The organism is Chlorobium sp. (assembly GCF_021740465.1).
Lineage (GTDB): Bacteria > Bacteroidota > Chlorobiia > Chlorobiales > Chlorobiaceae > Chlorobium.
Map to the genome: position 1 here is coordinate 104574 of NZ_JAIOZR010000003.1, position 22100 is coordinate 126673.

19 protein-coding genes are annotated in these 22100 nt (G+C 55.7%); 11 read left to right on the forward strand and 8 right to left on the reverse strand.

The features are described 5' to 3' along the window. Positions 1-9 precede the first annotated feature (9 nt). Positions 10-2571: a DUF87 domain-containing protein gene (locus tag K9G39_RS02350; RefSeq protein ID WP_292003320.1), complete on the forward strand. Its 2562-nt coding sequence runs from the start codon at positions 10-12 to the stop codon at positions 2569-2571. 65 nt (positions 2572-2636) lie between these two features. Here K9G39_RS02350 and K9G39_RS02355 read toward each other — a convergent pair whose 3' ends face one another. Together K9G39_RS02355 and K9G39_RS02360 are read right to left on the reverse strand one after the other, a co-directional pair. After that, positions 2637-3272 (reverse strand): TMEM165/GDT1 family protein, encoded by a 636-nt coding sequence (locus tag K9G39_RS02355; protein WP_292003321.1) that lies wholly within the window; start codon positions 3270-3272, stop codon positions 2637-2639. 160 nt (positions 3273-3432) lie between these two features. Next, entirely contained in the window at positions 3433-3930 is a 498-nt protein-coding gene (locus K9G39_RS02360; protein WP_292003322.1) for a lipocalin family protein, read from the reverse strand. A 227-nt stretch (positions 3931-4157) separates the two neighbouring features. Between K9G39_RS02360 and K9G39_RS02365 the strand changes: the two genes are divergently transcribed. Together K9G39_RS02365 and K9G39_RS02370 are read left to right on the forward strand one after the other, a co-directional pair. Beyond that, the gene (locus K9G39_RS02365) at positions 4158-4631 is read left to right on the forward strand and encodes a GNAT family N-acetyltransferase (RefSeq protein WP_292003323.1); all 474 of its coding nucleotides are present in this window, start codon (positions 4158-4160) and stop codon (positions 4629-4631) included. Next, positions 4628-4798, forward strand: a complete 171-nt coding sequence (locus K9G39_RS02370) for a rubredoxin (RefSeq protein ID WP_292003324.1) — start codon at positions 4628-4630, stop codon at positions 4796-4798. The genes K9G39_RS02365 and K9G39_RS02370 overlap by 4 nt, the downstream gene beginning before the upstream one ends. Positions 4799-4803: 5 nt before the next feature. Here K9G39_RS02370 and K9G39_RS02375 read toward each other — a convergent pair whose 3' ends face one another. From K9G39_RS02375 to K9G39_RS02390, 4 genes are read right to left on the reverse strand one after another with little or no spacing between them, the layout of a single operon-like run. Further along, positions 4804-6063, reverse strand: a complete 1260-nt coding sequence (locus K9G39_RS02375; RefSeq protein ID WP_292003325.1) for an FtsX-like permease family protein — start codon at positions 6061-6063, stop codon at positions 4804-4806. Positions 6064-6079: 16 nt separating this feature from the next. Continuing rightward, positions 6080-7351: an FtsX-like permease family protein gene (locus K9G39_RS02380; RefSeq protein WP_292003326.1), complete on the reverse strand. Its 1272-nt coding sequence runs from the start codon at positions 7349-7351 to the stop codon at positions 6080-6082. Beyond that, entirely contained in the window at positions 7348-8607 is a 1260-nt protein-coding gene (locus K9G39_RS02385) for a GGDEF domain-containing protein (protein ID WP_292003327.1), read from the reverse strand. The genes K9G39_RS02380 and K9G39_RS02385 overlap by 4 nt, the downstream gene beginning before the upstream one ends. Before the next feature lie 5 nt (positions 8608-8612). Continuing rightward, positions 8613-9572, reverse strand: coding sequence for a substrate-binding domain-containing protein (locus K9G39_RS02390; RefSeq protein WP_292003328.1), 960 nt, complete (start codon positions 9570-9572; stop codon positions 8613-8615). Between the two features lie 278 nt (positions 9573-9850). On the opposite strand from K9G39_RS02390, the gene argC reads away from it, so the two are divergent. From argC to argH, 7 genes are all read left to right on the forward strand, one after another. Further along, positions 9851-10882 (forward strand): N-acetyl-gamma-glutamyl-phosphate reductase, encoded by a 1032-nt coding sequence (argC, locus tag K9G39_RS02395; protein ID WP_292003329.1) that lies wholly within the window; start codon positions 9851-9853, stop codon positions 10880-10882. A gap of 26 nt (positions 10883-10908) precedes the next feature. Then, positions 10909-12195 (forward strand): bifunctional glutamate N-acetyltransferase/amino-acid acetyltransferase ArgJ, encoded by a 1287-nt coding sequence (gene argJ, locus K9G39_RS02400; protein WP_292003330.1) that lies wholly within the window; start codon positions 10909-10911, stop codon positions 12193-12195. Positions 12196-12230: 35 nt separating this feature from the next. After that, entirely contained in the window at positions 12231-13142 is a 912-nt protein-coding gene (argB, locus tag K9G39_RS02405) for an acetylglutamate kinase (RefSeq protein ID WP_292003331.1), read from the forward strand. A 10-nt stretch (positions 13143-13152) separates the two neighbouring features. Next, positions 13153-14169: an ornithine carbamoyltransferase gene (argF, locus tag K9G39_RS02410; protein ID WP_292003332.1), complete on the forward strand. Its 1017-nt coding sequence runs from the start codon at positions 13153-13155 to the stop codon at positions 14167-14169. A gap of 6 nt (positions 14170-14175) precedes the next feature. After that, positions 14176-14622 (forward strand): arginine repressor, encoded by a 447-nt coding sequence (locus tag K9G39_RS02415; protein WP_292003333.1) that lies wholly within the window; start codon positions 14176-14178, stop codon positions 14620-14622. Positions 14623-14640: 18 nt separating this feature from the next. Then, positions 14641-15843, forward strand: coding sequence for an argininosuccinate synthase (locus K9G39_RS02420; RefSeq protein WP_292003334.1), 1203 nt, complete (start codon positions 14641-14643; stop codon positions 15841-15843). Positions 15844-15946: 103 nt separating this feature from the next. Continuing rightward, entirely contained in the window at positions 15947-17329 is a 1383-nt protein-coding gene (argH, locus tag K9G39_RS02425; protein WP_292003335.1) for an argininosuccinate lyase, read from the forward strand. A 67-nt stretch (positions 17330-17396) separates the two neighbouring features. On the opposite strand, the gene K9G39_RS02430 is transcribed toward argH, so the two are convergent. Further along, on the reverse strand, positions 17397-19487 hold the full coding sequence (locus K9G39_RS02430) for a carboxy terminal-processing peptidase (protein ID WP_292003336.1): 2091 nt from the start codon (positions 19485-19487) through the stop codon (positions 17397-17399). 142 nt (positions 19488-19629) lie between these two features. Here K9G39_RS02430 and K9G39_RS02435 point away from each other — a divergent pair, with 142 nt between their 5' ends. After that, a complete protein-coding gene (locus K9G39_RS02435; RefSeq protein ID WP_292003337.1) occupies positions 19630-20604 on the forward strand; it encodes a class II fructose-bisphosphate aldolase in 975 nt (324 codons plus the stop codon). Between the two features lie 92 nt (positions 20605-20696). Here the strand turns inward: K9G39_RS02435 and K9G39_RS02440 are convergent, their stop codons facing one another. Next, the gene (locus tag K9G39_RS02440) at positions 20697-21926 is read right to left on the reverse strand and encodes a M20 family metallopeptidase (protein ID WP_292003338.1); all 1230 of its coding nucleotides are present in this window, start codon (positions 21924-21926) and stop codon (positions 20697-20699) included. Positions 21927-22100 lie beyond the last annotated feature (174 nt).

A 22100-nucleotide genomic window follows, 5' to 3' on the forward strand; every position in this document is an offset into this window, starting at 1 on the left:
ACACAGCTTATGCAGGCACCCGAAGAACGACTCGGCTCATTTTATCTCGGCGCGGAATATGACCTCGCTTCCTCGCAGCGCCTCGAGAAACCCGTCCATTACGATGCGCGGGACCTTACAACCCATGCGGTCTGCGTCGGCATGACCGGAAGCGGCAAAACCGGCCTCTGCATCGGCCTGCTCGAAGAGGCTGCGCTCGACAGGGTTCCGGTTATTCTGGTCGACCCCAAGGGGGATATGACCAATCTTCTCCTGCAGTTTCCGGATCTGCTGCCTGAAAATTTCCTTCCCTGGATCAATGAAGACGATGCGCGGCGCAAGGGGAAAAGCCCCGAAGAGCTCGCCTCCTCAACCGCCGAACAGTGGAAAACCGGACTTGCCGACTGGGGAATAACTCCCGACAGGATACGGCAGCTGGGCCAGAGTGCCGACTATACCATATACACGCCCGGTTCCGAAACCGGCGTGCCGGTCAGCATTCTCGGCAGCCTTGCCGCTCCCCGGCTCGATTTCGAGGAACATGCCGAAACCGTCCGCGAGCGCATCAGCGGCACGGTAAGCGCCCTGCTCGGACTGGCCGGCATCAAGGCCGATCCCACCAGAAGCCGCGAATCGATTCTCCTGGCCGGCATTTTCGAACACTTCTGGAAAAAAGGCCGGGATCTCGATCTGGCGGCCCTCATCACCTCGATCCAGAATCCGCCCATGCGGCAGGTCGGGGTTTTCGACGTCAACACCTTTTATCCCGAGAAAGAGCGATTCGAGCTTGCCATGGCCTTCAACTCCCTGATCGCCTCCCCTTCCTTCCAGAGCTGGCTCGAGGGGGACCCGCTCGATATCGACCGTATGCTCTATACCTCCGAAGGAAAGCCGCGTCACAGCATCTTTTATCTGGCCCATCTTTCGGAGAGCGAACGGATGTTTTTCGTCACGCTGCTCCTTGAAAACGTGCTGACCTGGACCCGTGCGCAATCCGGCACCTCCAGCCTCCGGGCGCTGCTCTACTTCGACGAGGTTTTCGGGTATCTTCCCCCCGTTGCCGAACCCCCCTCCAAACGTCCCCTGCTTACGCTGCTCAAGCAGGCCCGGGCTTTCGGAGTGGGCTGCGTACTGGTAACGCAGAACCCGGTCGACCTCGACTACAAGGGCCTTACCAACACCGGCACCTGGTTCATCGGCAAGCTGCAGGCCGAACGCGACAAGCAGCGGGTGCTCGAAGGGCTCAAAAGCGCCATTTCCGAGGCCGGAGGATCAGGAGGCTCCGTCGACTACGACAGCATCATCAGCCAGCTCGGCAACCGGGTTTTTCTTTTGCACAATGTTCACGAAGACCGTCCGGTCGTCTTTCAGACCCGATGGGCTATGAGCTATCTCTCGGGGCCGATGACGCGGCCGCAGATCAAAAAACTCATGGCCTCACGCAAGGGAGCCTCGGGAGTTGCGGAGCCTGCAGCCCTCGCCGCCGCTCCTGCGCCGGCGCACTCCACCGTCGATGCGCGCGCGGGCGGCAGCGTCGGTGCACTTCCCTACGGATTCACGGCAAAACCTCCCGGACTCGACCCGTCGATCCGGCAAGTGTTCGTGCCGGTCCGATTCGACGCCCGTACGGCTCTCGAAAACCATGCCCGTCATACGGGAAGCGTTCCTGCGGTGCAATCAGAACAGCTGGTCTATGAACCGGCGGTCGTAGGTTCGGCGGCGGTCTCCTTTTCCGACCGGAAGCGTGCAATAAGTGAAAATCGGCGTCTGGTAACGGCGCTCTTTCACTCCGGCCCCCCGGCCGGAGCGGCTTCGTGGGAAGGGTGCGAAACGCTTGGCGGGGCGCAGGAGTCTCTTTGCGACACGCCCGACAGTCGTGCCTGGGCATTCGCGTCGCTTCCGGAAAACCTCAGCACAGCACGCAATCTCGCGGCTTTCGGAGAGCCCTTTGCCGACTGGCTCTATCTGCACTCCCGTTTTCAGCTGACCGTTCATGCGGAAACAGGGCTTTTCCGCCGCAGTGGCGAGAGTGAGAGGGATTTTGCCATACGCCTGCAGCAGGCCGCAAGGGAAAACCGCGACCGGGAGGTCGATGCGCTTGAAAAGAAGTATGAGCCGCAGCTGGAGCGCATACGCGAGAAGATCCGAAAGGAGGAACGGGAGCTGGCCCAGGACGAAGCCGAACACCAGAGCCGCAAAACCAGCGAACTGGTCGGGCTCGGCGAAAGCGTGCTCGGTTTTTTTCTCGGCAGAAAAAGCACCAGGGGCATCGGCAGCGCCCTGAGCCGTCGAAGAATGACCGCAAATGCAAAGGCCGATATAGAGGAGTCCCATGAAACTATAGAAGATCTGCAGCGGGAACAGGAGAAGGTTAGTGCGGAAATGCAGGCACGGGTCCAGGAGATTTCCGCAAAGTGGGAACACCCCGAAAGCGCCCTCGCCGGCGAAGAACTGGCTCCGCGGAGAAGTGACGTATCGGTGCATTTCGTCACGCTCGGATGGCTACCCTCCTGGAGACTCTCTGTTGCCGGCCCTGACGGGCCGACGACACTCACCCTGCCTGCCTACGAGCTTGCTGGTGCCGAAACCTGAAAAATGTTTCCGGCGGGAGCGACGAACCTCCCGCCGGAACGGAAAAACGGTGCAAGGAGCCTTCCTCAGGACCTGCGCAAAAAGAAAAAGCCGACAGCGGCAATAACCGCAAGGGCGACGCCCCAGACGGCGATAGGAAAAGCCGCTCCCCCCTGATACATGCTGAATGCGCCGAACAGGAAGAATATGATCGCGGCTCCGATCTGTATGGTTTTTTCGGGCAGTTTCTTTCCGAGCATTTTACCGGCTACGATGGCCAGGCCGTCCGAGAGCACCATGCCGATGGTCGAACCGATCCAGACCGGCAGAAAAGGGTTGTTTGTTGCCAGCGTTATGGTTGAGAGCATGGTTTTATCGCCGAGCTCGGCCATGAAGAACGTTGTAAAGACAAGCCAAAACGGGTGGATGGTTCTTTTGCAGCTCGCATCTTCATCCTCGAGATGATCGCCCCGGAGTGTCCAGAACCCGAAAATGACAAAGGCAATGCCGGCGATAAAGCCGATCCAGTCGGCGGGAAGGCGGGCACCGAGGAACCAGCCGATGCCGGCGGAAAAAACATGAACCGCAAGCGTGGCCCAGAAGATGCCCCAGAGAACGGTTTTCGTATTGTAGCAGGTGGCGAGCGTCAGGGCGACAAGCTGCGTCTTGTCGCCGAGTTCAGCCAGAAAGATCATGACGAGCGAGAGCCAGAAAGCGTCCATAACCGGAGGTTAGCGTTGCCTGATTATTCAGGTAGTCCGTTCACAAGGCGGATCGACCGGAACGCCCTTTCCTTGCGGATAAAAAGAGGCACAAGTATAGCGGAAAAAACGGGGTTTTAAAAGTCGGGAAGTGCGTTTTTCCTGGAGCCGATGCGTGGCTTTACTGAACGGTTTTTTCGATTCCCGCAGTTTCAATGCCCCGGCTCCGCAGTTTTTCGATGATTCCGTCATAAACTTCCGGGCCCATATAGGGGGTGCGGCTGAGCACCCACAGCCCCGATCCGGTAGTATTGGAAACGACCGCCCACGAGTAGTCCGCTGCCAGCTCGATGACCCGGTAATCGGCACTGATGAGGCTGAAAAAGCGCACCTTGAGCCATGCGTTGCCGCTCCCGGAAACAGGAGTGCCCTGGGCCTTTATCGAAACCGTCTTTCCGTGCCGGCGACAGGAGTTCACGACCCGGACCTTTCCTTCCGGCGTGAGGGTATACTCCGCCTTGGTGTTGGTACACCTTTTCTGCCGTTTTCGTGGAACCGAAGCGGCTTCATACCAGGTACCGCAATAACGCGCTACATCTACCCCTTCAACGGTATGCAGTAATGGCGGGATACGGGTTTTCTTTCTGAAAAACGACATGGCAATATGGCTTATGATCAAATCCGGCGAAGGAAAATACCCTCCAGCACACTCTCCCGGAACGGAAGGCTCTCCTCTCTGCGCCCTTTTCTCTCTCTCAATCAGGAAACCCGGAACTCCGGCGATAAGTTTCAGAATTTTACGCCCGGCTTTTTCCCGCTTTGCCTCCCGCCCTGAAATGTTAAATTAACGGCAACCCACGGCTCCCTGTGGAGAAAGCCTTTTTTTATCAACCAGCATTGTCGTCCATGCCGCATATGAGACTCAGAGAGGCCGTAACCGCCGACATCGAACGATGCTCCGAACTGCTCGGCATTCTGTTTTCGGCAGAGCGCGAATTCGCACCGGATCCCGCTGCCCAGAGACGCGGCCTGCAACTCGTTCTCGACAGCCCGCAGACCGGACGGGTGTTTGTGTGTGAAACCGGGGGCAGGATAGCCGGCATGGTGATGCTGCTCTTTACCGTCAGCACCTTTCTCGGAAAGAGGGTAGCCCTGCTCGAAGACATGATTGTCGATCCGGCCTTCCGCGCGCAGGGTATCGGTTCCCGGCTTGTCGGCCACGCCGTAGCCTTTGCCCGCAGTGAGGGTCTGGGCAGAATAACCCTTTTGACGGACCACGACAATACCCTTGCCAGGGAATTTTATCACCGCGCGGGCTTCGCGGCATCCTCGATGGTGGTGCTCAGAAAATCGCTTGACGATCAAGGAGAAACCCCATGACCGGTTGCTGGCAATGCCGGGAGTGCGGCTATCTTTACGATCCAGCCGAAGGTGACCCCGAAAGCCGGGTCCCGCCGACAACAACTTTTGAGCGGCTTCCCGGAAGCTGGTGCTGCCCGGTATGCAGCGAAAGCAAAGGTGGCTTCGAACCTATGATCGCCGGCTGAACGGCTCAGTTGGTTTTTTTGTCGAGCGAATGGCTTACGGCAATAGCCGCGGCCTTGCGGGCCGGATAGATGCTCACCAGAACGCTCAGAGCAACCGCGGTCAGGCCGACGGCGAGAAAGTCGGCGGCATTCATGCTTACCGGGTAGGACTGGATGATGAATGCGCTTTGCGAGGGCAGCCGTACAATACCGTACAGCTCCTGCAGCCGGCAGATGCCCCATGCTGCAAGCGACCCGATAGCGGTTCCCGCTAAACCGGTCATGGTGCCCTGGATCAGAAAGATCCCCATGAACTGAGGCCTTTCCAGACCGAGACACCGGAGGTAGAACAGCTCTTTCTGCTTGTCGATAGCCGTCATGGCAAGGGAACCGGTAAGGCTGAGCGCGGCAACAAGCACCACCAGCATCAGGACGCTGAAGCTCGCCCATTTTTCCAGCTGCATAACCGCGAAGATATCCCCGTATTTCTTTTCCAGGGACCTCAGGGTGCAGCTCTGCGCAAAAGGCGTGCCGGCAATCTTCGCTTCGAGCCGTCTGAGCAGCTTCCGGCCCGACACCCCCTTTTCGGCCCTTATATCGATGCCGGTGTAGCTCTGGCCGCCCAGAAGCAGCACTTTACGGGCAAATTCGTTGGGAGCGAGCACATAGCGGTCGTCGAACAGCTTCTGCAGGGTGAATGTAGAGGAAACCTTTGTTTCAGGAATTCTCAGAGCGGCAAGCATATAGGGTTCGGAAAGCATTTCAAGGCCGACGCTGATCAGTTCGGGACTGAACAGCCTGACTTCGCTGAAGGGCGAAAGCCCCAGACGTCCGGCAAGCAGATCTCCTGCAGAAACCGTCTCTTCACTGAAAAAGGGCCGAACGCTCGATGTTCGGCGCATCAGTTCTCGCTGGGCTCCCCTGCTGAGACCCCGTATCATGACCAGCTCGCTTTTCCCTCCGTCCCCAGCAGACATGATCGCCTCCCCTTCGGCAAACGGTTCGGCGGCCGCAACGCCTTCGACGGCAGCCAGGGACTGAAGCAGGCTGTCGCTGACGGCCACGCCCTGGCTGCCGGTTCGGGAAACCAGCTGAACCTCCCCTTCGATAGTGGTGAACATGTCGTATGCGAGCCTCTGAAAGCCGTTCAGGACGCTCATCACGATAAGCAGGGTGCTGACCCCCACGATGATCCCGGCAAGGCTGATCGCCGAGATCACGTTGATAATCCTGAATCGTTTGCGCGCAAAGCTGAACCTGCGGGCAATCCATAATGCTGTTTTCATAGAAGGAAAAATTGGATCAGGTGGTCAGTGCCGTACCGGGATTGAGCGATGAAGCGATTCTGGCCGGTATGAAGGCGAAAAGCATGGTCAGCAGAATAACGGCTACACCTACCATAAGGTAATCGAGGGGATCGACCATCAGCGGCACATACTTGATGAAATAACTCTTCTCGGGAAGGGTTATGAGATGAAAACGCTGTTCGAACAGGGTCAGCGAGAGGGCGACGGCGGCTCCGGCAGCCACTCCGGCGAGCGAAATGAGAAGGGACTGCCCTAAAAAAATCAGCCTGATTTTCCGGGGCTCGAGCCCCAGGGCGATCAGCATGCCGATCTCACGGGTTTTTTCGATAACCAGCACCAGAAGCGTCGAGATGATGTTGAATACCGCAACGACAGTAATGGTAATGATGAGCAACGGAGAGATGTTCTTCTGCAGCTTGAGCCACTCGAAAAGGTTTGCGTAGCGCTCGAACACCGTATAGGTGTAGAACGGAAAACCGAGTTTTCGTGCCAGTTCCCCGGAAACGGTGCCGATATCTGCCAGATCCCTCACACGGACATCGTAACCGCTGATCATGTCGGGATGAAAGCGCTCCTGAATCTCGTCAAGCGAGGCTATAACCACCACATCGTCGAAGCCGTCCTGCAGTCCGGTGTCGTAGATGCCGAGGATTGTGCCGGCTTCGAGATCGAGAGAAGCCAAGAGTTCCACGATATCCCGGCTTCCGCCTCCGATCCCCTCTTTCAGCTTCCGGTCCAGTCCGGCAAGCAGTACTTTCTGGCCGCTTTTCACGCCGAGCTGTTCAGCAAGCGTTTTTCCGATATAAAGGGAGATGGTTCCGTTTTCCGGAAGCTGCTGCCGCCCGTTGCCGGCGATCAGATACCGTTTCAGAAAAACCGTGCGCTCCTGGGCGGTTATTCCCTTCAGTACTACCGGCCGTACCGCCGACGCTCCACGTCTCTCTCCGGGACGGCTGCGGATAATGAAGCTTTTTTCAAGAAAGGGCGAGGCCGAGACGACACCGGGAAAACCTGCGACAAGGCGCTGTTCGTAACGGCTTTCCGGAAAGTACTGCTCGTCGCCCTGACGCACCTGTATGTGCGAGGTAAAGCTGATCAGCTTGCCCTCCACGCTTCCGGCAAAACCCTTGACGATCGAGAGCGTCAGAATAAGTGCGGCAGTGCCTACCGCGATGCCGATAACCGATGCCAGCACGATGAATGCAGGTCTGGACCCGTTTCTCTCCCTGAAGGCGAAGCGCCGGGCGATATAAAGTACCGGATTCATTTGCCCTCATCTCCGCTCTTGATTGCAGAAAATGCGCACACGTTGTTCCGCCCGACGGACTTCGCATGATAGAGCGCCCGGTCGGCATTGTTGACCAGGGTATACCAGTCCTGGGCATCGTCAGGAAAGGTAGCGATACCGATGCTTACCGTCAGGCGCCCACCTGGCTGTTTTTTTTCATGAGCAACCGGTTCAGCACTGATGATCATGCGCAGACGATCGGAAATCTGCATTGCCGTGTCGATTCCCGTCCGGGGAAAGAGCACGGCAAACTCCTCTCCTCCGAAGCGCGAAGGCATGTCGGAGGTGCGGCAGGTGGTTCCGATAATGCCGGCAAGCTGCTCGAGCACCTGATCTCCGGCCACATGTCCGTTCTCGTCGTTATAGAGCTTGAAGTGGTCGATATCGATCATGGCTATCGACACCTTGTCGTCAAGCCGTTTCGAACGCTCGATTTCCATGATGAGATGCTCCTTGAAATGCCGGTAGTTGTACAGATTCGTTTTCTCGTCGCGAATATAGAGCTCGTCGAGCTTCTTGTTTTTCGCAGCGATATCCCGGCAGAAATCGACCATGGTGTCGGTGATAAGGGATATCTCCCATGAATGCGGCGTAACGGCAAGATCGTTCCGGATATCTTCGGCCGTATCATGAATACTCTCCGGAATGTTTTTGTTGATGAGGCTGACTTTACGTGAAAGCCGTGAAAGCGGTATCAGAGTCATGGTATAGTTTATGTAGAACCGTCGCCAGGAAGCAAGGACAAAAACGACAACCAGAAATGAGACCGTCATGACAAAAACGTTACTGATCCATACACAGGCATCGAGTGCACTCTGCAGCTCCTTGTCAGCTTTCTGGGTACTGTTGTCGAGGGCGAGCAGAAATACTTCACGGTTTGCCGCCGAAAAGTAACCTCGATCGTTTCGTTTCCGGATCAGTACACCCGGAATGTCCGGCTTTCCTGCAACGACTGCACTTTCAAGAACCTCATCGAGCATGAACTGCATAACCTTGATCGTTGCGTCGTCATCCATGCTTGATTGGTCACGGCTTTTTTCGAAACCGGCAGCCTTTCCCTTCAGTTCGACAAGATTGCGGTACAGAGTCTGCTTGTGCTGCAGATCCTCGACAAGCAGGTTCCGGTAGAACATGAATCCCCCGATTACAAGCGCCAGAAGCAGGAGAAAGAGTGCGGCCCCGAGAGTGATGCGTTTCAGATGAACCGGCTGATTGATGGGTATTTCACTGCTCATGCTTGTCATTTCAGGATTATGGTTCTCGGCAGTTGCCGGAACGGCGCAAGATAGCTCCGCTCAAAGCCTTTCTGTCCCTCTCTGGAGAGCCACGACCCGAAACCGGCGGCAAGAGGATTGCCGGGAATATAGATGTAGTAAACTATGGTGGCCAGGGGGTATCGACCGTCATAAATATACTGTTCGGAAGGCATTACGGCACTGGAGCCCGCTTTTTCGGATGCAACCGGAAGAATGCGGATCCCGTTCCGCGTCTTTTCGGGAAGGGAAAGGGTGTTCCAGGCCGAAAGGTAGAGCAGGCCGGCGGCAAGAGGATCGGCGGCTGTTTTTTCGACAAGCAGCGAGTCGGAATCGGTCTGCATGGCATGAAGCGTTGTGTTTCCCGTGCCGAGCAGCTGTCGCAGGGTTGCCAGCAGGCGGTAGTCGTTGCGAGCAGTCCACAAAACAAACTCCGCCTTCGACGATTTCCGGGCGGCAAGCACGGCCCCGAGTGCTCCGGTTGTAACGGAATCAAGCGAACTGTTGCGGTTGACAATGCAGATGAGCGCATCACGTGCAACCGGTTCCTTCCGGCCCCCGAGCCTCGGATGCGCAAGCAGGGAGTCCTCTTCCGGCAAAAGCGAGCCGTTGAGGAGCGCGGCACCGGATTCCTTTTTAAGCAGCGTGAGCAGGGTCTTTCCGGTCAGCTCCGGCGTGACGGAAACGACGGCATCGGGATAGTGTGCTGCGAATATTTTTGCCTGTGCGTCGGCCGCTTCGGCAATGGATGCATCGACCGCCAGGCGGAGCTTTCCTGCCGTGGCCGACAAGCGGGCGTCATCGGCGCCGCTATCCGTACGACACCCTGAAATCGACAGGGCAAAGAGAATGGCTGCCACAAATGATCGCGTGAGGGCGACGCCTTTCCCTGTGGCTGCGCAAATGGGCCGCTCCCGGTCTCCGATATCCCCGTTACCTGTAATCATAAAGCATATGATAGCAATACCCCGCGAGAATTGCAGATGAAAAAGCTTTTCCATAAACGAGAACGGAGGTTACAGGAGTGAAAAAAATACCCGCATACTCTTGATAATCCTCCTGAAAAGTGTAATATATTCACATTATTGAATATATATTCAGTGACTGAATGAATATTCATGACCGGTATCCTGTTTTTTCTCTGTTAATTACTTTCAAATATCCTTAAAATTGAATATCATCGCAGGTTTCACGCGGTATGTTCATCCAGTATGCAGAAAAGGTTATGATACAAACAAAGGCGCCCTCCGGGGCACCGTACTCGGTTGCCGTTATCGGAGCATCCGGTTATTCCGGTGCGGAGCTTGTACGCATCATTCTTCGCCACCCCGCCCTGAGGCTTGAGTCGCTCTATGCCTTTTCGCAGGTCGGAAAACGTTTTTCGGATCTCTACCCTTCAATCTCCTGCGACATGGAGTTCCTGCGCTATGAAGGCGAATGCACAAGCGATATCTGCTTTCTTGCCCTGCCTCACGGTGAAGCGCTGAAGATTGTACCGGAACTGCTTGGCCAAGGCAAGATGGTTATCGATCTTTCCGGGGATTTCAGGCTGAAAAACCCGGAAGAACATGAACGTTACTACCAGCAGTCGAAGCCGGCAGGCTCCACCCTTACCTATGCCATGCCCGAACTCTTCAGGGATGCAATATCGCGCTCGACGGCCGTGAGCAATCCCGGCTGCTATGCGACAAGCATCATTCTCGGACTCGCCCCGCTCTTTCATGGTACTGATCGTGCCTTCAGGGTGAGTATGGTAAACTGCACGGCGATTTCAGGTATTTCAGGGGCGGGGCGCACCAGCAAGACCGAGCTGTCGTTCTCGGAAATGAGCGAAAACATGCGTGCATACAAGGTCGGCCATCACCAGCACACTCCTGAAATCATGCAGGCACTCGGCTCTTCGGCTTCCGATCCTTCGTTTGATTTCACCTTTACCCCGGTCATAGGGCCGTTTACAAGGGGCATCTACTCCCTGCTGAACGTTTCGCTCGAAGGCGAAACCGCCGGCAGCACCATCGAGGATCTCTACCGGAAATTTTATGCCAAGGCCCCTTTTGTGAGAGTGCGCAGCAGCATGACCGAAGTGCGCCATGTCGCCCTGACGAACTTCTGCGACATTCATATCGCCAGCGGGCCGGAAAACGGTCGTCTGGTGATTGTTAGCGCCATCGACAATCTGCTCAAGGGAGCGGCGGGTCAGGCCGTGCAGAACATGAACATCATGCTCGGCCTCGAAGAGACGCTCGGACTGTCCTGATACCGGAAAACCATTATTGTACTGCCGTGACACTTAATCTGCACAAAGCACTCGATACCATAAGGGAACTTGCCGCAGCTACACCGTGGCCCGAAACCGTGACTCCCCTGCTCCCGTCCGGACTCGACGAGGCGGGATTCTGGCCTGTGGGGTTCCGTTCCGCCGGGGTTTCGGCCGCCATCAGGTACGACAAACGGGATCTCATGATCCTGCTCTCGGAAAATCCGGCATCGGCAGCCGCGGTCTTCACAACCAATCTCTGCTGTGCCGCACCGGTCATGCACTCCAAAGCCAGTCTGGTGAAGAGCGGGGGCCGCATGAGAGCGATCATCTGCAACAGCGGCAATGCCAATGCGGCAACCGGCTCCAAAGGTCTGGCCGATGCCGAAGCGATGGCCGGAGCAACCGCCGCACTGTTTGGCCTGAAACCCGAAGAGGTTCTGGTCGCTTCCACCGGGGTGATCGGACAGCCCCTGCCGATACCGAAAATTCTCGGCGCGATGAAGGAGCTTCCTGCTGCACTTCTGCGGAACTCCAGCCTCGATGCAGCCGAAGCCATCATGACCACCGATACCTTTCCGAAGTTTCTCTCACTCGACATCCGCCTTTCAGGCGGCACGGCAAGAGTGAGCGGCATCGCAAAAGGGTCCGGCATGATCTGCCCGGACATGGCAACCATGCTCGCATTTCTTGCCACCGATGCGGCAATCGAACCGGATCTCCTGCAACGAATGCTCCGGAACGCCAACAGGAACAGCTTCAATGCCATAACCGTTGACGGTGATACCAGCACCAACGATATGGTGTCGATCCTTGCCGGAGGAAACGGCCCGTCCGTTTCCGAAGGAAGCAGGGACGCGGAAATCTTTTCCGAAGCTCTCGAACTGCTCATGACCTTTCTTGCAAAGCTCATCGTCATTGACGGCGAAGGCGCCACGAAACTTGTCGGAATCCATGTCGAGGGAGCTCTCTCGGACCGGGAAGCTGCAATGGCGGCAAAAACCATAGCGAACTCCCCTCTCGTCAAAACCGCCCTGCATGGCCAGGACGCCAACTGGGGCAGGATCATGGCTGCCGCCGGCCGATCCGGAGCTTTTTTCAGACAGGAGGAGGCAGAGATCCTTTTTAACGGCCTCTCCATTCTCAAGGCGGGCTTCAATGCCGATTTTTCCGAAGAGGATGCCGCGGCGATTCTGAAAAAGCCCTCCTATACCATGACCGTCCGTCTCGGAAACGGACCGGGAACGGCAACCATCTGGACCTGCGACCTGAGCAAGGAGTACATCGAAATCAACGGCAGCTACCGAAGCTGATTTTTTTACCTGAAACCGCAATTGTAATCAAAAGCATGAACCCTTTGTGCAGCGAATTCGCCTCCGCAAGAAAGGCTCCCGAAGCGGCTATCGGCCAGGTGCTCATCGAGGCACTGCCCTATATCCGCAAGTTCGAGGGCAAGACATTCGTCATCAAGTACGGCGGCTCCGCCATGAAAGACGAGGTGCTCAAGAACAGTTTTGCCCAGAACGTCACCCTTCTGAGAAAAGTGGGCATCAATGTCGTACTGGTGCACGGCGGAGGAGACGCCATCACCCGTACCGCCAGGAAGCTCGGGCTTGTATCGCAGTTCGTTCATGGCAAGCGAGTCACCGACAGGGAGATGATCGATGTCGTGCAGATGACCCTTGCCGGCAAGGTAAACCAGGATATCGTGCGTCTTCTGAGCGAACATGGAGGCAAGGCCGTAGGGGTCACCGGCCTCGATGCCGACACCATCCAGGCCGTTCCCGGCCCAAACGCTGAAACGCTGGGGCTTGTGGGAGACGTTGAGGCGATCAACACCGGCTATATCGATCTGCTCTGCCGGGCCGGACTCATTCCGGTTATCGCTCCCATCGGGTACGATCATAAGGGTAACATCTACAATATCAACGCCGATGACGCGGCAAGCAGCATCGCCATTGCGCTGAAGGCGGAAAAGCTTATCTATGTCAGTGACGTCGAGGGAATACAGGTCGGCGAGCGGATATTGAAAACCATCTGCAAATCTGAAGCTGCCGATTTTATCGAACAGGGCATTATTTCCGGCGGCATGATCCCGAAAGTGCTTTCGGCATTCAAGACCCTCGACGGCGGCGCAGGTAAAATCCATCTGATAGACGGCAAATTCACACACTCCCTGCTGCTCGAGATTTTTACCCATGAGGGGGTTGGAACACAGTTTATCGCCGAACAGGATAACGATCAACCAGAAAACAGGTAATACAACCGTTATGGAACAGGCTAAGAAACAGGCTTATGCCGGAAAACGTGATTTCCTCGGTTTTTCCCGGCTCGATGCGGCCAAGGTCATTGAGCTTTTCGATTACTCCCTTCATATCAAGCAGAAAAGGCGGGAACACGCTGCAGAAAACACCTTTCTCCCTCTGAAAGGCAAGACTGTAGCCATGATTTTCAATAAGCCCTCTCTGCGCACCAGAGTCTCGTTCGAACTCGGCATTCATGAACTTGGCGGCTATGCGATCAATCTCGAAGGAAAATCGATCGGCGTCGGTTCCAGAGAGTCCGTAGAAGACATCGCCCGCCTGCTCTCCCGCTACAACGACGCTATCGTAGCCAGACTGCATGAACACAGCATCATCGAGGGACTTGCCACACACTCCTCCGTTCCGGTCATCAATGCCCTGACCGACCTGTCGCACCCCTGCCAGGTGCTTGCCGATGCTTTTACCCTGTACGAAAGGGGTTTGTGGCACGAAGGCATCAAGGTTGTCTTTGTCGGAGACGGCAACAATGTCGCAAACTCATGGATCGAGCTCGCCGGCATTCTTCCATTCCATTTCGTGCTTGCATGCCCCGAAGGGTACACCCCCGACGAAGGCCTGCTTGACGCCGCCCTTGCAGCGGGCATCAGCCGTATCGAAGTCACCCACGATCCCGAAGCTGCAGCAACAGATGCCGACGTGCTCTATACCGACGTCTGGACGAGCATGGGACAGGAGGATGAACTTGAGGAACGACTGAAAATTTTCGCCCCCTTTCAGATCAACAGCCGCCTGCTCTCCCTGGCAAACTCCTCCGCCGTGGTCATGCACTGCATGCCGGCGCACCGCGGCCAGGAAATTACCGCTGAGGTGATGGACGGACCGCAGTCGGTAATCATCGACGAAGCTGAAAACCGGCTGCATGTTCAGAAAGCCCTGCTCGTGAAACTGCTCAATCACGAAGAGTACCGGAAATTTCATCTCACGCACCGTCTGCTCAATGCAGCAAGGAACATCAAAGCCTGAGTGGCGATGAACAAACAGGCACGGCAACTGAAAATCCGGGAGACGCTCCGTCTTCATGAGGTCGGTAACCAGCACGATCTTATCCGACTGCTTGAAGTGGCCGGCATCAAGGTGGCACAGGCAACCCTGTCGCGGGACTGCACGGAACTCGGCGTTGTCCGCTCCAGAAGCAGGGGCGGGTACCGGCTGGTTCTGCCCGAGGAGAATCCCGGCAATATCATCAGGGGTCTGGTCGGGGTCGAGGTACTCTCCATCGAGTCGAACGAAACAGCGGTCATCATCAAAACCCTTCCCGGAAGGGCGCATGGAGTGGGTTCATTTCTCGATCAGATGAAAAACTCACCTGTTCTCGGCACCATTGCCGGTGACGATACCGTCCTGGTGATTCCCCGTTCAGTATCGCAGATTTCCCAGGTGATATCCTATATTCAAGAAAATCTTTCCAAAAACTGATAATCAATCACGCAACGCATGAGTAAGGAAAAAATCGCACTTGCCTATTCCGGTGGTCTGGACACCTCCGTGATGATCAAATGGCTTAAAGACAAATACGACGCAGAAATCGTTGCCGTCACCGGCAACCTCGGTCAGCAGAAAGAGATCGAAAACCTCGAGTCCAAAGCCTACTCCACGGGAGCCTCGGCATTCAGGTTTGTCGACCTCCGCAAGACCTTTGTCGAGGAGTATATCTGGAAAGCCCTCAAAGCGGGCGCTCTGTATGAGGATGTCTATCCCCTGGCCACGGCTCTCGGTCGTCCGCTGCTCGCCAAGGCGCTTGTCGATGTGGCTCTCGAAGAGAACTGCACCATGCTTGCGCACGGCTGTACCGGAAAAGGCAACGACCAGGTACGCTTCGAGGTCACCTTTGCCTCGCTTGCTCCCCACCTGAAAATGCTCGCTCCGCTGCGCGAATGGGAGTTCACCTCTCGTGAAGCTGAAATTGCCTATGCGCTCGAACATAACATTCCGGTGTCCGCAACCAAGAAAAGCCCTTACTCCATCGACGAGAACATCTGGGGCATCAGCATCGAATGCGGCGTGCTCGAGGATCCGATGGTAGCTCCTCCGGAAGATGCCTACCAGATCACCACATCGCCGGAAAAAGCCCCCGACAGCGCATCCGTCGTTGAAATCGCCTTCGAGGCCGGTGTCCCGGTCTCGCTCGACGGCAAGCCGATGGGCGGCCTCGAGATGATCATGAAACTTAACGACATCGGTGCGGCAAACGGCGTCGGCCGTCTCGACATGATCGAAAACCGGGTTGTAGGCATCAAATCGAGGGAGATCTACGAAGCTCCTGCGGCAACAATCCTGCACTTCGCCCACCGCGAACTCGAACGCCTTACGCTTGAAAAAACCGTCTTCCAGTACAAGAAGAACATCAGCCAGGACTACGCCAACATCATCTATAACGGCACCTGGTTCTCCCCGATGCGCAAGGCCCTCGACGCTTTCGTTGACGAGACCCAGAAGCCGGTAACCGGCCTGGTTCGCCTGAAACTCTACAAGGGCACCGTATCCCTGCTCGGCAGAAATTCGCCGAACTCCCTGTACAACGAAGAACTGGCAACCTATACCGAAGCCGATACCTTCAACCACAAGGCTGCGGCAGGCTTCATTCACCTTTACGGTCTTGGCCTGAAAACCTTCAGCGAGGTCAATCCCGGCCTGTGACACCGGGAAACCGTAAGCGCTCCTCTGAGCATCCGCCAGGGGAGCGCTTACGTGCCAGCTGTTTTTTCCGTTAGAACGATCTTGCAAACAACACGACGTTTTCATGAGCAACAAGAAAGAACTTCTCTGGCAGAGCCGTTTTTCAGAACCGTTCGACCCTGACGCGCTGCGCTTCTCTTCATCGGTTCATGTCGACAAGGCTCTCTTCAGGGAGGATATCGAGGGCTCGACAGCCCATGTCACCATGCTTGCAGAAGAGGGAATCATCACCCCGGAGGAGTCCCTGCAGATTATCGTCGGCCTCAGGGAGATCGGGACGGAACTCGAAACCGGAGCCCTTGTACCACACTGGGAGGATGAGGACATCCACACGGTGATCGAAAACCGGCTGAAAGAGAAAATCGGAGCGGCGGCCGGAAAGATACACTCGGGAAGAAGCCGGAACGATCAGGTGGCAACCGACACCCGGCTCTACCTCCGCCGGCAGATCCGCACGCTCGACGGAGCACTGCAGGGACTGCAGAAAGTTCTCGTCTCAAAAGCCGAAGCCTGCAGGGATACCATTATTTTCGGTTACACCCATCTGCAGCGTGCCCAGCCGATCTCAGCCGGGCACTACTATCTTGCCTATTTCAACATGTTCCGCCGCGACCGCGACCGTCTTGCCGATCTCTTCAAACGGGTGAACATCTCACCCCTCGGCGCGGCAGCCTTTGCCGGAAGCACACTTCCGCTCAATACCGAAAGAAGCGCCGTGCTGCTCGACTTCGACGGAGTCTTCTCCAACAGCATCGATGCAGTAAGCGACCGGGATATCGTGATCGAGTTCATTTCAGCCTGTTCGCTGATCATGATGCATCTGTCGCGCTTTGCCGAAGATCTGATTCTCTGGAGCTCCTACGAGTTCGGCTACCTTGAAATCAGCGATGCCTTTGCTACAGGATCATCGCTCATGCCGCAGAAAAAGAACGCCGACATCGCCGAACTGGTAAGGGGAAAAACCGGGAGGGTGTACGGCAGTCTGGTCGCCATGCTCACCATCATGAAAGGACTCCCCCTCTCCTACAACCGCGACATGCAGGAGGACAAGCCGCCGCTTTTCGACAGCGCCGAAACGACCATCGAGTGCGTCTCGATTTTCGGAAAGCTGCTCGAACACACGACCCTCAGGGAGGAACGGCTTGCAAAACTGACCGCCGAGGATCTCAGCCTCGCCACCGAAATCGCCGAGTATCTGGTCAGGAAACAGATGCCGTTCAGGGATGCGCACCGTGTTACCGGCAGGATCGTCTCCCACAGCATTTCTTCAGGTAAAACCCTTCCGAAGATAACGCTGGAAGAGTACAGGACCTTTTCCATGCTTTTCGAAGACGACCTCTACCTTGCCCTCAAACCAGAAGCGAGCATCATGGCAAAAAAGACCCGCGGGAGCTGTTCCTTCAGTTCCGTGGATGCACAGCTTGAAGAGGCAAAAAAGCTGCTGTAAAAATCGAGGGTTAAAAACAGAGAAGGGCTGCCGGTTATAGACAACCCTTCTCTGTTTTAGCCGTTCCTCAGTTTATCGACAATGCTCTCCTTGGAGGAGCGCCCGCCTGCCTGGATTTTTTCAGCTCCACCAGCATGCTCATGATTTCCGCAGAACGGTTAAGCATGAAATCCCTGCTGCTGTCCATGACGCTGTCGGGATCACTCATCCATCGTTTTTCTATTCTCTTCAGCTCTTCATTTTCCGCCTTGTAGGCAGCCTCGTTAAGGGCGACCAGCTTTCTTTTCCTGATACGGTTCAGAATACCCAGATCCCGGAGATACTCCCGGCTTGTTCTGTTCTGAAGCGAGGCAGCATGATAGTTCTGCCTGAGATGCAGTATCTCGTCACGTGAGATATCGGAAACGGGACGGTAGAAGGTTCTTGAAATCGTGCTCCAGGGAAGACTGCTGGTATAGGTGTTCTCTCCGATCGAAGCGTTGTCGATCAGTGAGGGAATCGCAATGTCCGGAGAGACCCCCTTGTGCTGGGTGCTGCCTCCGGAAATCCGGTAAAACTTCGCGATCGTCAGCTTCAGCTGACCGAGATCGGTCTGCTTCGAGAGAAAGCTGAAAGGCCGACTCAGCTTGACCAGGCTTTGAACCGTGCCTTTGCCGAAGGTCTGCTCGCCGACAATGACTCCCCGACCGTAATCCTGTACCGCAGCGGCGAAGATTTCCGATGCCGAGGCGCTGTAACGGTTTACCAGCACGGCAAGCGGGCCGTCATACATCACCCGCTTATCCTCGTCGCGCAGAACCATTTTTCCGCCTGAAGAGTTGCTGATCTGTACAACCGGTCCGCTCGGGATAAACAGTCCGGTAACCTTTACCGCTTCCTCAAGCGAACCTCCGCCGTTGTCACGCAGATCGATAATCACGCCCGCCACACCTGCGGTACCGAGTTCCGAAAGAATACGGGAGACATCGCGTGTCGTGCTGTTGAAGTTGTTGGCATTGAGTTTCTGCGCCTCAAAATCGAGATAGAACGACGGGATGCTTATAACGCCTATTTTGCGCCCTTCCACATCGATGATGCTCTTGCGGGCAGCCTGCTCCTGCAGATCGACCTTGTCGCGCACCAGCTGAATGACTTTTGCCGGTCCCCTGCCTCCCTGGCTTGCAGGATAGATTTTCAGGCGGATCACGGTTCCTTTGCTGCCCCGGATAAGCTTGACGACATCATTGATACGCCATCCCCGCACGTCAACGATTTCGCCGACAGCTCCCTGCCCGACACCGATAATGCGGTCGGATTTTTTCAGAAGATTGCTTCTGAAAGCCGGTCCGCCGGGAATAACCTCGTTGACCACCGTATATTCGCTCTCCATCTGCAGTTTCGCTCCGATACCCTCCAGCGAACGGCTGAGATCGATCTGAAAGTTCTCGAACTCATCGGGAGAGAAGTAGTTGGTATGCGGATCGAAGGAGGTCGTTACCGCATACATGTACGCCTGGAATGCATCGTCGGGTTTCTGCTGGTTGAGAAGCTTGAGGCGGTTGGCATAGGTTTTCGATAGTTCCGTTCGAATGGACTTTTCGTTGCCTTCCGAGTACTTCATACTCAGCCACTGGTATTTGAGCTCTTTTTTCCAGAGAGCCTGTAGCTGGCGCCGATCTGCCGGCCATGGATCGGTTTTGCGGTCAAGGTCGAGAGATTCCGGCCTGGTGAAATTAAAACGTACGGTATCGACCGTGGCTTTCATGAAGCGCATTTTCTCTCTTGAGCGGCGCAGAAACTGGTTGTAAATCGTAAATCCCGTTGTCACGCGGCCCTGGAGAAACTCGTTGTCGAGGCGGTTTCCGTAAGCAGCCTTCAGAGCCGCAACCTCACCGGCAAGGAAATAGCTCCTGGTGCCGTCGAGATGCTCGAGATAGCGCCGGAAAATCTGCTGTGAGAGCGAGTCGTTCACCGGAACCTTGCGGTAGTGGTTTTTCTGGAGATACTGCGTTACATATTTGCCGGCGGCAAGTTGCGTTTCAGTCGGCCTGAGTGGTAAAACAGCTGCGGCGGGTTTGAGCGTTCCGGTGTTTTTGCCAAGGGCCGGAGCTGTACAGCTTAATGAGACAATGACGGCAATCAGGCTTTTTCTGATGATTGCCGGTGTATGATAATCCATGGTTTATCGGTAGCGACCGCTTGAGTGTTCTTGAATGAGTTCACAAATATATTATATTAACGGGCAGTTAACCCGCTGAATTCTCACGATGCAGGGAAAGTAAAAATTCGACCAAATAATAACAATTAAGCAAACCCTTTCTATGGAAAAGATCTCAGTAAGCTATAAAGAACTTGGACTTGTCAACAGCCGCGAACTTTTCGCGAAAGCCGTCAAGGGCGGTTATGCCATTCCGGCCTATAATTTCAATAATCTCGAGCAGCTGCAGGCTATTATCATGGCCTGTGCCGAAACCGCCTCCCCGGTTATCCTTCAGGTATCCAAAGGCGCCCGAAGCTATGCCAACGAAACCCTGCTCAAGCACCTTGCAAGGGGCGCTGTGGAGTTCGCAGCCGAACTCGGAACCCCTGTTCCGGTCGTACTTCACCTCGATCACGGCGACACATTCGAACTCTGCAAGGAGTGCATTGAATCCGGTTTTTCGTCCGTCATGATCGACGGGTCGCACCTGCCCTATGAAGAAAACGTCGCGCTTACCAGAAAAGTTGTCGAATACGCCCACCAGTACGATGTGACCGTCGAAGGCGAACTCGGCGTGCTGGCCGGCATTGAAGACGAGGTATCCGCTGCCCACCATACCTATACGCAGCCGGAAGAGGTGGAAGACTTCGTTGCAAAAACCGGTGTCGACAGCCTCGCCATCTCCATCGGCACCTCTCACGGCGCCTTCAAGTTCAAGCCCGGTGAAGATCCGAAAATCCGTCTCGATATCCTCGCCGAAATCGAACAGCGCATTCCCGGCTTTCCCATCGTCCTGCACGGAGCATCCTCCGTACCGCAGGAGCTCGTCCAGACCATCAACGAGCACGGCGGCAAACTCAAGGATGCCATCGGCATCAGTGAAGATCAGCTTCGTCTCGCAGCCAAGTCTGCGGTCTGTAAAATCAATATCGACTCGGACGGACGTCTTGCCATGACCGCCGCGGTGCGCAAGGTGTTCGATGAAAAACCCGAAGAGTTCGATCCGCGCAAATACCTCGGACCGGCAAGGGACTCGCTGAAAAAGCTCTATGTCCACAAGATCCTGAACGTACTGGGTTCCAACGGCAAAGCCTGATTCATGCCCGGATGCATCTCAAGCAAAAGGCGCTCTTTTCCGGGAGCGCCTTTTTTTTTGAATTCCGGGCAGTTTGTGCCGGGAAAACAGTCCTAACTGTTGCAGAGCATATCGAGAAACCTGCATGCCGTATAGGCAAGAAGACCACTGCCGGCTTCAAGAGCCCGTTCTTCAGGGTTGAACGTTGGCGAATGCAGGGTATTGCCTTTTTCCTGCTCCGGGGTTCCGGTTCCAATCTGCCAGAAGGTCCCTGGTCGCTCCCGGAGATAGTAGGCGAAATCCTCGGCCGTCATGAGAGGCTCGCTCTGGAGCACGTTCCCGCTTCCGAGATACTCCGAGCATGCCGTCTCGGCCTGCGCGGTGACATGGGGATCGTTTACGAGAGCCGGATAACCGTTCCTGATTTCCAGCTCGGCCTGAACTCCAAAGGCTTCGGCTACATGCATGACCGTCTGGCGAAGCCTCTCCTTGAGAAGCGCCCGCAGATCCTCGTTCATGGTTCTCATGGTGCCCGACATACTCACCTTGCCGGGAATGACGTTGGGGGCGTTGCCGGCGTGAATGGAGGCTATCGAGACAACCGCCGGCTCATGCGGCGGAGCCACCCTGCTGACCAGGTGCTGAACCGCAGTTATGATATGGGCAGCGGCAAGCACGGGATCCGCTGCCTTGTGAGGCGCCGAAGCATGACCTCCCTGACCTGATATCGTGAAGTAAAGCTCATCGGTGGCCGCCATAAAGCTGCCTTTGCAGAGCGCCACCTTTCCGGTTGCGACGTTCGGGAAGCAGTGCTGTCCGATAATGACCGCAGGGTTGAAGCGGCGAAAAAGTCCGGCTTCAATCAGGGGCCTGGCCCCTCCCGGCGCTTTTTCTTCGGCAGGCTGAAAAATCAGCAGCACATCCCCATGCAGTTCCTGTTTCATACCCACAAGAATCTTCGCCGCTCCGAGAAGCATTGCAGTATGCATGTCATGACCGCAGGCATGCATTTTTCCGGGTTCAAGCGAACAGAATCCGTGGCTGTTCTCCTCGGTAACCGGAAGCGCATCGATATCCGCACGAAGGGCGACCAGATTATTGCTGCCCTCACGCTCCCCTTCTCCACTGATGAGGGCCACGACGCCGGTTTCAAGAAAAGGGGGTTCCGGATCGATACCCAACGAGCGCAGATAACCCTCTATCAGCGCCGTGGTTTTCACCTCTTCATAGGAGAGTTCCGGATGAAGGTGTATTTCCCTGCGCAGGGAGACCATTTCCGGAAAAATCTCCGATGCGCGCGTCCGGATCCGCTGTGCAAGTCCGGAAGAATAATCAGTAATCATAAACAGGTAATTAACAGCGTTTACGCTCTTCCCTGGTCGTCGGGATGCATGAAGCCCGTCCGGTTTCTGTTTCTGGAGGGATGTTTCAAGGTACAAATATCGTAACGAAAGGAAAAGCCGGTGGAGGTGCAAAGAGATATCCTGAAAGGTTGGCTATTGTCGGGGTTTTTTTTA

Coding starts and splice junctions, on each gene's coding strand:
- K9G39_RS02350 (WP_292003320.1), top strand. CDS start 10: ATGCAGGCACCCGAAGAACGACTCGGCTCATTTTATCTCGGCGCGGAA.
- K9G39_RS02355 (WP_292003321.1), bottom strand. CDS start 3,272: ATGGACGCTTTCTGGCTCTCGCTCGTCATGATCTTTCTGGCTGAACTC.
- K9G39_RS02365 (WP_292003323.1), top strand. CDS start 4,158: ATGCCGCATATGAGACTCAGAGAGGCCGTAACCGCCGACATCGAACGA.
- K9G39_RS02370 (WP_292003324.1), top strand. CDS start 4,628: ATGACCGGTTGCTGGCAATGCCGGGAGTGCGGCTATCTTTACGATCCA.
- K9G39_RS02375 (WP_292003325.1), bottom strand. CDS start 6,063: ATGAAAACAGCATTATGGATTGCCCGCAGGTTCAGCTTTGCGCGCAAA.
- K9G39_RS02380 (WP_292003326.1), bottom strand. CDS start 7,351: ATGAATCCGGTACTTTATATCGCCCGGCGCTTCGCCTTCAGGGAGAGA.
- K9G39_RS02385 (WP_292003327.1), bottom strand. CDS start 8,607: ATGAGCAGTGAAATACCCATCAATCAGCCGGTTCATCTGAAACGCATC.
- K9G39_RS02390 (WP_292003328.1), bottom strand. CDS start 9,572: ATGATTACAGGTAACGGGGATATCGGAGACCGGGAGCGGCCCATTTGC.
- argC (WP_292003329.1), top strand. CDS start 9,851: ATGATACAAACAAAGGCGCCCTCCGGGGCACCGTACTCGGTTGCCGTT.
- argB (WP_292003331.1), top strand. CDS start 12,231: ATGAACCCTTTGTGCAGCGAATTCGCCTCCGCAAGAAAGGCTCCCGAA.
- argF (WP_292003332.1), top strand. CDS start 13,153: ATGGAACAGGCTAAGAAACAGGCTTATGCCGGAAAACGTGATTTCCTC.
- K9G39_RS02415 (WP_292003333.1), top strand. CDS start 14,176: ATGAACAAACAGGCACGGCAACTGAAAATCCGGGAGACGCTCCGTCTT.
- K9G39_RS02420 (WP_292003334.1), top strand. CDS start 14,641: ATGAGTAAGGAAAAAATCGCACTTGCCTATTCCGGTGGTCTGGACACC.
- argH (WP_292003335.1), top strand. CDS start 15,947: ATGAGCAACAAGAAAGAACTTCTCTGGCAGAGCCGTTTTTCAGAACCG.
- K9G39_RS02430 (WP_292003336.1), bottom strand. CDS start 19,487: ATGGATTATCATACACCGGCAATCATCAGAAAAAGCCTGATTGCCGTC.
- K9G39_RS02435 (WP_292003337.1), top strand. CDS start 19,630: ATGGAAAAGATCTCAGTAAGCTATAAAGAACTTGGACTTGTCAACAGC.
- K9G39_RS02440 (WP_292003338.1), bottom strand. CDS start 21,926: ATGATTACTGATTATTCTTCCGGACTTGCACAGCGGATCCGGACGCGC.